This is a genomic window from Bradyrhizobium sp. SZCCHNS30572, assembly GCF_032484415.1.
Taxonomy (GTDB): Bacteria; Pseudomonadota; Alphaproteobacteria; order Rhizobiales; family Xanthobacteraceae; genus Bradyrhizobium.
On the sequence record NZ_JAUESY010000012.1, the window covers coordinates 287,354 to 298,153 of the forward strand.

General features: G+C 65.8%; 8 protein-coding genes. 3 read left to right on the top strand and 5 right to left on the bottom strand.

Going from position 1 to position 10,800, the window contains the following annotated elements; translation table 11 throughout:
- The first annotated feature begins 10 nt into the window (after window positions 1-10).
- Genes QX048_RS32065 through QX048_RS32075 form a run of 3 tightly spaced genes read left to right on the top strand, consistent with a single transcriptional unit; the run spans window position 11 to window position 5,043 of the window.
- On the top strand, window positions 11-1,975 hold the full coding sequence (locus tag QX048_RS32065; protein WP_316200835.1) for an acyltransferase family protein: 1,965 nt from the start codon (window positions 11-13) through the stop codon (window positions 1,973-1,975).
- 25 nt (window positions 1,976-2,000) lie between these two features.
- Entirely contained in the window at window positions 2,001-3,086 is a 1,086-nt protein-coding gene (locus QX048_RS32070) for a hypothetical protein (protein ID WP_315825072.1), read from the top strand.
- Window positions 3,064-5,043 (top strand): acyltransferase family protein, encoded by a 1,980-nt coding sequence (locus QX048_RS32075; protein WP_315825071.1) that lies wholly within the window; start codon window positions 3,064-3,066, stop codon window positions 5,041-5,043. The genes QX048_RS32070 and QX048_RS32075 overlap by 23 nt, the downstream gene beginning before the upstream one ends.
- A 6-nt stretch (window positions 5,044-5,049) precedes the next feature.
- On the opposite strand, the gene QX048_RS32080 is transcribed toward QX048_RS32075, so the two are convergent.
- The 5 genes from QX048_RS32080 to QX048_RS32100 all read right to left on the bottom strand — a co-directional run bounded on the left by QX048_RS32080 (window position 5,050) and on the right by QX048_RS32100 (window position 10,369).
- On the bottom strand, window positions 5,050-6,030 hold the full coding sequence (locus tag QX048_RS32080) for a TylF/MycF/NovP-related O-methyltransferase (protein ID WP_315825070.1): 981 nt from the start codon (window positions 6,028-6,030) through the stop codon (window positions 5,050-5,052).
- 322 nt (window positions 6,031-6,352) lie between these two features.
- Complete coding sequence (locus QX048_RS32085) at window positions 6,353-7,327, bottom strand: hypothetical protein (protein ID WP_315753236.1); 975 nt, start codon at window positions 7,325-7,327, stop codon at window positions 6,353-6,355.
- Between the two features lie 7 nt (window positions 7,328-7,334).
- The gene (locus QX048_RS32090; RefSeq protein ID WP_315825069.1) at window positions 7,335-8,228 is read right to left on the bottom strand and encodes a hypothetical protein; all 894 of its coding nucleotides are present in this window, start codon (window positions 8,226-8,228) and stop codon (window positions 7,335-7,337) included.
- 50 nt (window positions 8,229-8,278) lie between these two features.
- A complete protein-coding gene (locus QX048_RS32095) occupies window positions 8,279-9,367 on the bottom strand; it encodes a GSCFA domain-containing protein (protein ID WP_315825068.1) in 1,089 nt (362 codons plus the stop codon).
- Window positions 9,368-9,424: 57 nt separating this feature from the next.
- Entirely contained in the window at window positions 9,425-10,369 is a 945-nt protein-coding gene (locus QX048_RS32100; RefSeq protein ID WP_315825067.1) for a TylF/MycF/NovP-related O-methyltransferase, read from the bottom strand.
- Window positions 10,370-10,800 lie beyond the last annotated feature (431 nt).

The following is a 10,800-nucleotide window of genomic DNA, read 5'->3' on the forward strand; positions in this document are numbered from 1 at the left end:
AAACGGTCCGATGAACTTCGCCCAACCGAACATGACCCTGGAAGAAGCCCGCGCCACCCCGCTCGGCTATCGCGCCGACATCGACGGCCTGCGTGCCGTCGCCGTGCTGCCGGACCTTCTCTACCACGCGTTTCCCGCGGCCGTCCCCGGCGGCTTCTACGGCGTCGACATCTTCTTCGTCATTTCCGGTTATCTGATCACCGGAATCATCCACAAGCAGATGCTGTCGAAGACGTTCAGCATCGCCGATTTCTATGCTCGCCGGATCCGCCGCATCTTTCCGGCGCTGATCACGGTGGTGCTGCTCACCTTCCTGATCGCCTGGTTCTTCCTGCCGCCGCGCGAGCTGAAGTCGCTCGGCACCAACATCGCCGGTGGCGCCATCTTCATCCAGAACTTCATCCTGCTCGGGCAGGTCGGCTATTTCGACCTTGCCGCCGAGAAGAAGCCGCTGCTGCATCTGTGGTCGCTGGCGATCGAGGAGCAATACTACATCGTCTGGCCGCTGCTGCTGATGCTGATCGGCTCATGGCGGCGCAGGAGCCTGGCGATCACGGTCGCGCTGGCTGCGGCGTCGTTCGTCGCGTGCCTGATCGTGCAGCCGCGCGCGCCAGAGTATGCGTTCTATCTGCCGGTGACGCGGGCTTGGGAATTGCTGGTCGGCTCGGGACTGGCGCTCTGGGTCAATGGCCGCAGTGCGGAGGCTCGTCCTCAGCCGCTGATCGACGTCCCGCTCGTCCGCGAGCTCATCGCGCTGGCCGCGATGCTCGCGATCGTGGTCGCGTTCTGGCGCTACGGTCGGCTCACCCCGCATCCGGGCGTTCACACGTTGCTGCCCGTGCTGGGCGCGGCCGCCCTGATCGCGACCAGCGGCACGCTGGTGCATCGGTATGTGCTGTCGTCGACGCCGGCGGTCTTCGTCGGCCTGATCAGCTATCCGCTTTATCTCTGGCACTACCCGCTGATGGCCTATGCGCGCATCCAGTTCATCGACGCGGTGCCGGTGTGGGTCATGCTCGCGATCATCGTGGCCAGCCTGGTGCTGGCCTGGGCCACCTACCGCTTCATCGAGCGGCCGATCCGCTTCGGCCGACGCCTGGTGCCGCTCAAGGTCGGCGGGCTGCTCGGCGGCATGGTCGCGCTGGGCATCGTCGGCGTGGTCGCCGACCGCACCAATGGCCTGCCGGCGCGCATTCCCGCCGAGCTTCGCGGCTTCATGCTGGACGGCAGCGAGACGGCCCGCTTCTGGCGGGCCGACAAATGCCTGCTGAAGCCGGATCAGAGCGCGTCCGAATTCTCACCGGAATGCGCCGGCACCGGCCGCCATCCGCTCATTTTGGTCTGGGGCGACTCCTATGCCGCCTCGCTCTATCCGGGACTTGCTCATTTCGGTGCCGAGCGGGGATTCGAGGTCGCGGAATACACAGCCTCCGCCTGCCCGCCGCTGCTCGGTTTCGTCCATCCGGAACGGCGGTTCTGCAAGGGCGCGAACGACTTCGTCGTCCAGAAGATCGCGGAGCTGAAGCCGGATCTCGTCGTGTTCTATTCGACCTGGAGCTATGGTCCGGACGACCTGCGCGATGGGCTGGACAGAACGGTTGCGGCCTTGAAGGAGCTCAATGTCCCGAGAATCGTCCTGCTCGGGCCGCCGGCGACCTGGCTCGGCGAAAGCCTGCCGGCGAACATTCTCGACTATTATTTCCGGACGCATTCGCTGCTGCCGGCGCGCACCAAGTTCCGCTCCAACGACAATTGGACGCGGGCGCTGGACGAGTTCCTCGAGGCGCAGGCGCAGCGCGTGGGCATCCAGTACATCTCGGCACGCCGCATGATGTGCAACGATGACGGCTGTCTGGCGCGGATCGGCGCGGACGGATCGGACCTGACCGCGTATGACAGCGGCCATTTGACTAACCCCGGCTCCCTCTTCATTGCCAGACAGGCGCTGGAGGCGTTGCCTGGCTTCGATAAATAGCCGCGTCGTCCGCCCCGGGGCCACCATGGATCGTCGGACAGAGCAGAGCGGTCGCGCCGGATACGAGGCCGGGAACGACGACCTCGGCCGCGCGGAAGGCCGCTATCTCGCCAGCGTGCTTGGACTGGTGGCAGCGATGCTGGGCGGTGTCAGCCTGTGGCTGGCAGCGCAGGGCGGCGACCATTTCAGCGCGATCAGCAGGGCCGGCGATCGATCATGGTACCGCAATTTCGGCGGCGACAGCGTCACCGAGATCCAGGACCAGGATCTGTTCTACCATGGCATCGGCCGGTCGATCGACAACGCCCGCCAGGCCGACGTCATCATCCTCGGCTCATCCCTGGTGTCGTTTGCGCTCGATGAGACCGTCATGCGCGAGCGCCTGGAGCAGCCCTACGGCCTGAAGTTCTACAACATGGCGTTCGTCGGCGTTGCCAGCGGCGAGTTCGCGCGGCAGATCGCGCTGAAGTATCACCTCCATCCGCGCCTGTGGATCTTGAACGCCGACGATGGCGGCGGCGGCGGCAACTTCTTCCACCGCAACCTGACCCGCGCGTTCGGCGCCGACGTCCGTCCGATCCCGAGCACGAAGCTCAGTCGCTACGGCGCGACCTACGAGATCATCCGGCGCAATCTGCGCTGGCGGTTCGAGGACGTGACGCGGCCATGGCGCCAGGCGCTCACCGGCCCGCGATCCGGACCGCTGCCGCGCTTCGACCGCGATGATCGCACCGGCGCGGCCGACATGAGCACGTTTCCGCGCTTTCTCGCCGACGGCAATCCGGGCGTGAAGATGGCGCGCGATCCCGATTGTCACACCACGCCCGACGTGATCGCCAATGCGCGCGACCTCGTGCAATCGCTGGGCGCGCCCGTGGTCCTGACCCTCGTTCCCAATTTTCACGGCTGCCTGACCCAGGTTCGTGAGATCGCGGCTGCGATCGGCGTCGAGACGGCGCTGCCGGCGCGGACCGACTATTCGAGCTGGGATGGCGGCGGCCATCTCGACGCCAGGGGCGCGGCTGATTTCACCCGCGACCTCGTCGGCGCTCTGGAAAAGACGCGAGCGTTTCAGGGAATGCGTGAGAATGGCGATCACCGAAAGCCTTGATCATGCGGCCGCAGCGGATCGCCATGAGCGGCCGATCAGCCGGGCGCACGCGCTGATCTATCGTCCCGATATCGACGGCCTGCGCGCGATCGCCGTCGTCGCCGTGCTCGTCTTTCATACCTTCCCGCGGCTGCTGCCCGGCGGTTTTGCCGGCGTCGACGTGTTCTTCGTGATCTCCGGCTATCTGATCACGGGCATCATCGATCGGCAGTGCGCGGACAAGAGCTTCAGTTTCGCGACCTTCTACGCCCGCCGCATCCTCCGGATCTTCCCGGCTCTCATCACCGTGGTGCTGGCGACGTTCGTGATCGCCTGGTTCGTATTCCCGGTCGCCGAGATGGAAGCGCTCGGGTCCAACATCAAGGGTGCCGCCGCCTTCATCGAGAACTTCATGCTGCACGAGCAGATCGTGGGCTATTTCGATCCCGGTGCGGAGCGTCTCCCGCTGCTGCATCTGTGGTCGCTTGGCATCGAGGAGCAGTACTACATCGTCTGGCCCGCGATGTTCGTGCTGATCGCCCGATGGCCGTCACGGAAGGCGGCCATCGTGGCCGCGCTCGCGTGCGGCTCTCTGGTGGTCTGCCTGTCGACTCCCGCAAGAGAGGCGGCGTGGGCGTTCTATTCCCCGACCACGCGGGGCTGGGAGCTGCTGGCCGGCTCGCTCCTGGCGGTGTGGCTGCGCCGGCGCGCCGATCGCCCGATCGATGCGGCCACCAGCAATGCGCTCGCGGCTGTTGGCGTGGTGGGCATCGCCGTCGCCTTCTTCGCGTTCAGCGCCGCCTCGCCTTGGCCCGGCATTCGCACCACGGTGCCCGTGCTGGCGACCATGGCCCTGATTGCGGCCGGCGGTACGCTGGTTCAGCGTGTGTTGGCGTGGCCCGCACTGGTGTTCGTCGGCCTGATCAGCTACCCGCTCTATCTCTGGCACTTTCCGCTGATCGCCTTCACCAAGCTGCAGTTCGGCGGGGCGGCTCCGGCGTGGATCCTGCTCGCGGTGCTCGGGCTGAGCGCCGTGCTGGCCTGGCTCACCTATCGCTTCATCGAACTGCCGATCAGGTTCGGAGCCGCGCCCGTCGCGTGGCGGGCGGGATCTTTGCTGGCCGTGATGGCGGCCATGATCCCGATCGGCGTCGCGGCGACGAGCACGCGCGGCCTGCCGGTCCGGTTCGCGCCGGAGATCAGGGGCTTCATGCTCTCGGGCTCCGAGACATCCTCGCACTGGCGCCGCGGCCGCTGCCTGCTGCTGCTACAGCCTGCCTCCGCGTTCGGCGCCGACTGCGCCGGGCAGGGGCGCCGGCCGCTGCTGCTGATCTGGGGCGATTCCTACGGCGCGGCGCTCTATCCCGGGCTGCTGCATCTGTCGACGGAGCGCGGCTATGACGTCGCGCAATATACGGCCTCCGCCTGCCCGCCGCTGATCGGCTACACGTTGGAGGCCCGGCCGTTCTGCAAGAGCATCAACGACGACGTCGTGTTGCGGATCGGCCGTCTCCGGCCGGACGTCGTCATCCTCGACGCGACCTGGGGCCACGCCGAGTCCGTGCTGCGCGAGGATCTGCCGCGCACGGTCGCGCTGCTCAGGGCCAACGGGATTGCGAAGATCGTGCTGATGGGACCGCCGCCGAGTTGGCAGGGCGTCGGCCTGTCGCACAACGTGCTCGACTACTACCGGCAGACCGGAACCGTGTTGCCGGAGCGGACTCTGTTCCGCTCCAACGACGAATGGACGCGCGGCCGCGACGCGCTGTTTCGCGCGCTGACCCGTCAGCTCGGCATCGACTACATCTCCGTGCGCGACGTGTTCTGCAACGACAAAGGCTGTCTCAGCCGGATCGGCCCGGGCGGCTCGCAATTGACGGCATTCGATCCCGGGCACCTCACGGTGCCCGGGGCCATCTTCCTGGCGCGCCACACCATCGACAGCCTGCTCGGCCCGGCCCAGCGGCCGCCGCCGTGAGCAGCGTCAGGTCGGATCGGCCGGGATGCCGCGATAGGAGTGGATGATGAAGCGAGTGCCGCCGACCGAATAGTCGCCGCCGTTGGAGGCCTCGATCGCGAACATCTCGACCAGCTCCTTCCAGGCCTGTCGTTCGCCCGTGGTCGGAATGGCACGATTGGCGTTCCAGTCGTCGAAGCAGATGACGGCGCCAGTCGAGATCATGCCGCGCTCGAACAGCGGGACGAGCGCATCCATGGTCGACTGGTAGAGGTCGCCGTCGAAATGGATCATCGCAAACCGCGTCTCTGGCGGCAGCGTCTTCACGGTGTCGGCGAACCAGCCTTCGTAGAGTTGAAAGCGGTGCGGCGGAATGATCTTGCCGATCAGCGCGCTCAACTGCGGCGCGGCCAGCACCTTGCAGCCGCCCTTGGCCCACGCGCCGGAGATGACGTGCGGTGCGACCTGGTCGACCGGCGAGGTGATCTCGGGAAGGCCCTCGAAGCTGTCGAACAGGCGTAGAATACGGAACGGGTTTTCCCCGGACGCGCTCTTGCCGAGCGGCTGGCGCTGCAGGTCGAACACCATCGACGTGGCGATTGCGCGGGCGCTGAAGCCGCCCATCGTGCCGAACTCCGCGATGTCGCCGTTCACATGGGCGCTGTTGATGTACTGGACGCACAGCGTGAGCGTCTTGGCGATCTCCTGTGCCGGCAGGATCAGCACGTCGGCATAGCTGTAATACGCGCCGGGCGAGGGAAGCTGCCGCGCGCTGTATTTCTCCAGTGCGATGTCCTGGATGATGCGTCCGTCATCGACCGTGTCGGCGGACGGGGCTGCGATTGCGACGGCCGGAGGCCTGTCCTGCACGCTGGCGCTGCTGCTGCCGTTTCCATAGGGCCAGGGCAGCGGCGGCTGGAACAGGATCGCCCGTTTCACCGAGCGCATCCAATACAGCACGTCCGGCGGCAGCGAGGTGGCGAGCGCATTCTTCAACGGTTGCAGCATTCAAATCTCCAACGCGGCGCTGTTCGATGACCGCAAAACGACCTTGAGGGATGGCGCAGACATGATGCTGCGCCGAACAGGGGTGTTCGCCTGGCGACGCCCAACAGGCGGCGTCACGCCGAGACGGGATTCCGCGCTCGGTGGCGGTGCCGGCTCCGCATGCACCGGCCGCAACGGGATGAACATCCGAAATCTCCGAGCGATCCCGCTCATGGCCACCCAGAGGTCGACATCGGCGGTGAGCGCGCCGTCGCGCGCTAGCCCACCAGTTGCCTCCTGGCTTAGCCGTCCTCCATTCCTGGTGCAAGCGGGCGGCCATGCGTCAATAGAGGCTGGCAGCCCGGCGTCCGTCGGCCAGCGCGTCGTGGACGTCTGCGGTCCGCTCCTTCGGCAGCTTGACGAAGAACGGGTCCGCCGGCCAGTGGTTCATGCCGGCGACCATGATCGTCATCTCCTCGTCGGGCATGCGCGGCATGAATACCAGATCGATCGCGGAGCGTGTCTTGTGCGACGGCGGGCTGCCGCGATGCATGAGGCGGGTTGCGTCGAACACCAGCAGATCACCGGTCTTGCCCAGAACCGTGTGCTCCCGGTAATTGGCGTCGCGATACTGGAACGGACCGGTCTGCTCGTCGACATCGCAGAGATAGAGCACGCCGCGAATGACGCCGGCGGGACAGTGGTCGCTATGCCATTCCTGGGGGCCGACGCCCTCGGTCACATGCGGCTTCGAGCGCACCAGCCGGACATTGGCGACCTTGGCCGGGCAGCCGAGCACACCGCGGAAGAAGGAATCGAAATCGCCGCCGCTGAACAGCGCGTGCAGATAGTCGACGAGGGCGGCCGACGGCATCCCGGTCTGCAGATCCTGCGTGTAGGAGGCGACGCTGTTGCCGGCCCAGTCCCACGCCGAGTGGCGATTGCTGACGTCGCGATCGAAGCTCTCGGTTTCCCGGAACATGGTCGCCTTTTCCGGATTCGTGCTGATCACCGTGACGCCGTTCTGCTGGAACGCGACGATCTTGTCGGCGAGCTGGCTCGGCGTCTTGTGCGGATCGAACTTCGGCGCATGGGCCGTGCACAGCGGCGGGGCGCTATTCGCGGCCGGGAGCAGCGTCAGCCGGCGCGGCTGCGCCGTGCCGTTCTTGTCTGCGGGGGCTGCGTCAGGACTGAGATGTCCATTCAGGCGGTCGAGCGTGTCGGCCCGCACCAGGCGGTAGCCGAGAGCGCCGAGCGCCTGGTTGACGCCGCCCTTGAGCCGCTGCTTGGCGGTGCTGATCATCGATCCCAAGGCCATGCTGTCCTCATGCTGCGTTCGGCTTGGTCGGCTGGAACGGGTCCAGGCCGCACGCCATTCGATAATACAGTTCGTATCGCGGATGATTGGCGACGAGGCCGCGGCTGTCGATCGCGTGATCGATCAGCGCCTCGAGCAGGAGACGGGCGCCCTTCGGCGGCAGATGCACCCCGTCGAAATCGAACTCCGGACGCAACAGATCGCCGTCCGTCAGGTCTGACCAGCGGTCGATCATGAACAGGTTCACCGAACGCACCTTCTGCGCCAGCTTCCAGTTGAACGCCTGGACCAGCTTGGTGCGCACCGACACCGGGCAGTCGTAGTTCTGCAGTTCGCGGATGCGCGCTTCCTGCCGGGTCGGAGGAACCACGCTCTGCACGTAGACACGCTTGAAGCCGGCTTTGACCAGCTGATCGAGCCCGGCGACGAACGGCCCGAGCCGGGCCTCGATCGCCTCGTCGATGAGATCCCACGGCACCAGCGGCCTGTCGAGCAGAGGCAGCGTCGTGGCGAACGGCGGAACGAAGTCGTGGGTGTCCTTGAGGAGTTGCAGGAGCGGACCACGAACGTCGATCTCGCCGACGGTGATCATGATCAGCGGCGGCCGCACGGCCTGGCCGACCGCCTTGGCAATGGCGAAATCGACCTCGTCCATCGACAGATGCGTCGCGCGTCCGTTGCGCACCAGGCCTTCATATTCGAGGAAGGCGATGAAGTCGGGATGAAACTCGCCGGTGGCGGGATCGTAGAACTCCCGCGCCGTGGCGCCGGGGATGTACTTGGTGCGGGCCATCACCCAGGCGCCGGTCCAGCGCTCGCGGAACACCATGTTCCGATACGGCAGGGAATGGCTGTCGCCGACGATATAGACCGGCAGAACCGCTTCGAGCTCGGTGTCCACGCTGATACGTCCCCTCACATCACAGGCTCGGCCGCAGCCGCCGCTCGTCCTCAGTTGTTACGGCTCGCGGCCAGTGCGCGGTAGAACTCGTCCTCGTCGCAGATGATCTGCGGCGCGGTCGGAGGAGCCGCCGGTTGCGTTCGTTCGTCATCACGTGCGGATCGCACCTCTGCGCCAGCGTCCTCGCCGGTGAACTGCGCGAAGAACAGCTTCATCGCGCGCGCGACGCCCTCGGACGTGACCGAGCGCGCATCGTCGGCGAAATACGCTCCCGCGTTCTTCGCATTGGTGATGATCTCGTAGGATGCGAAGTAATGCACGTTGTCGTAGCGCCGGACCATCTCCTCCGCGGCGACGCGCAGCACGCTCTTGGAATAGGTCGTGGCCTGCAGCACGTGGCGCGGCTCCATGGTGGCCGCAAGCGGGACCGGCGAGACCGTCAGGATGATCTGCAGGCGCGGATTGGCTGCCGACATCAGGTTGATCGCCTCGGCAAGATAGCCGGTGGTCTCCATGACCGAGAGATTGTGGAACGCGTATTTGGCATCGTCGAAGTCGCCGGCGCTGCCGCACCCCGGACAGGTCGGATACACCGTGCCGTCGAGCTTGGACACCCAGCTCTCGGTCAGACCGAGCGTGAAGATGAAGATGTCGGTGGTTTCGAAGAGCCGCCGCACCGCCTGCAAATGCTGCTTCAGATCGACTTCGGCCTCGACCATCGAGACGTAGCCGCGCGGCGTGATGCGGGGGCGCAGCAGATCGAACACCCAGCCGTCGCTGTTTGTCCAGAACTGATCGGCTGGCCGGAAAGCTCCGAAGGCGCGTTGCAGCAACTGCAGAAGCTGCAAGGTGCTGTAGATGTTGCCGTAGCGCGCGGAGAACACGCCATAGCCGAAGCGCTCCTCCTGCTCGGGCGTCAGATGCGGCGGTGCGGGCTCGGTGACATGGTAATTGTAGCCCCGCTCCTTCAGGGCGCGCGAGATGTGCTGCGCGAAGCAACTGCCGGCCGAGGCGACGCGCTGATCTGGACCGAAGCGGAGCCGCGCGGTCAGATGAGGATCGAGATCGGATGGGCTGCGCTCGGCAACGGCCTGCCGCCAGAAGCTGCTCGCGGGCAGCGTGGTGTAGGGACAACTCATGCACTCACCCTCTGACCGCATGGGGCCGCGACGCAATGAAAGCGAAGCGCATGCTGCTCAAGCCCTCGGCTTCATTCCGAGATAGGAATGAATGATGAACTTGGTACCCTGGATCGAGTAGTCGCCGGAATGGCTGGCGACGATGTTGAAGCGACTGACGAGGTCGGCCCAGGCCTTGCGCTCGCCGGCCTCGGGGTCGGCCTCGTTGCAGTTCCAGTCGTCGAAGCAGAGCACGGCGCCCTTCGAGATGAAGCCGCGTTCGAAGCACGGCACCAGCGCGTCCATGGTTGACGAATACAGGTCGCCGTCGAAATGGATCAGCGCAAAGCGCGTGTCCTCCGGGAGCAGCTTCACCGTGTCGGCGAACCAGCCCTCATAGATCTCGACCCGGCTGGGCGGGATGATGGCCTCGACCATGGTCCGCAGATCCGCGGCGCTGAGAATTCGGCAGCCGCCCTTCGACCAGGTGCCCGATTTCACGTGCTGCGACTCGAGGTCGACCTGCGCCGTGATTTCCGGCAGGCCCTCGAAGCTGTCGAACAGGCGCAGCTTGCGCAGCGGCTGGTTCGGCTGATAGCGCGGGTCGAACACCATCGCGTTTGCCAGGGTGCGTGCGGTGAAACCGCCCATGGTGCCGAATTCGGCGATATCGCCTTTGACGTCGGCGCTGTTGATGTACATCACGCTCAAGGTCAGCGTGCGCGCGATCTCCTTGGCGGGGAGGATCAGGACGTCGTCGATGTCGAAGAACAGGTACGGTGCGCTGATCTTGTGGGCGTCGAGCCGTTCCAGGGCTTCGGTCTGCCGCGTCCGCGGCTCCGACACCGCTTCGACGACCGGCGCGGGGGCCGGTTGAGGCTCGGGCTGGGGCTCTGGCTCCGGAGCAGCCTGCGGCCGTTCCGGGGGCGGCTGCCCCATCAGCGCGCGCTTGATCGAGCGCAGCTTGAACAGCGTCTGGGGGGGCAGGCCTTCGGCAATCGCCACCTTCAATGACTTGGTCATGACAGCCCCGTTCCCCACCGTTCGCGATGTCCGCCGCCAATTTATAGATACATTTTGCAAAGATCGCAAAAGCGGCATGCGGGCTCTGCACTCGTTTTGCGTGGGTGTCGGCCGGCGAGGCGCCGCTGATGGTCGAACCGGTCCGGCGTGCGCGTCAAAGACGAATTGGTCCGCATCTTCAGGTGCATCACCCCTGTCCAGTCCTGCCGGGAAAAATATTCTTCTTTCGTTTTATCGGAAAATATGGTTCTCTCGCGTCATCCCGCCTCATGCAGAGGGACGTACGCGTCGTCACGATACGTGGAGGTGGGCTGCGATGGACGTGACGGCTGCGCCAGACGAGCGCAATCGGCGCGGACGGCGAAGTCGTGTGGTCCTGGCCTCTCGACGCTGAGGTCTGCGCAACGCGCCAAAGGCGCGTTGTCGCAAAA

Coding starts and splice junctions, on each gene's coding strand:
- QX048_RS32065 (WP_316200835.1), top strand. CDS start 11: ATGAACTTCGCCCAACCGAACATGACCCTGGAAGAAGCCCGCGCCACC.
- QX048_RS32070 (WP_315825072.1), top strand. CDS start 2,001: ATGGATCGTCGGACAGAGCAGAGCGGTCGCGCCGGATACGAGGCCGGG.
- QX048_RS32075 (WP_315825071.1), top strand. CDS start 3,064: ATGGCGATCACCGAAAGCCTTGATCATGCGGCCGCAGCGGATCGCCAT.
- QX048_RS32080 (WP_315825070.1), bottom strand. CDS start 6,030: ATGCTGCAACCGTTGAAGAATGCGCTCGCCACCTCGCTGCCGCCGGAC.
- QX048_RS32085 (WP_315753236.1), bottom strand. CDS start 7,327: ATGGCCTTGGGATCGATGATCAGCACCGCCAAGCAGCGGCTCAAGGGC.
- QX048_RS32095 (WP_315825068.1), bottom strand. CDS start 9,367: ATGAGTTGTCCCTACACCACGCTGCCCGCGAGCAGCTTCTGGCGGCAG.
- QX048_RS32100 (WP_315825067.1), bottom strand. CDS start 10,369: ATGACCAAGTCATTGAAGGTGGCGATTGCCGAAGGCCTGCCCCCCCAG.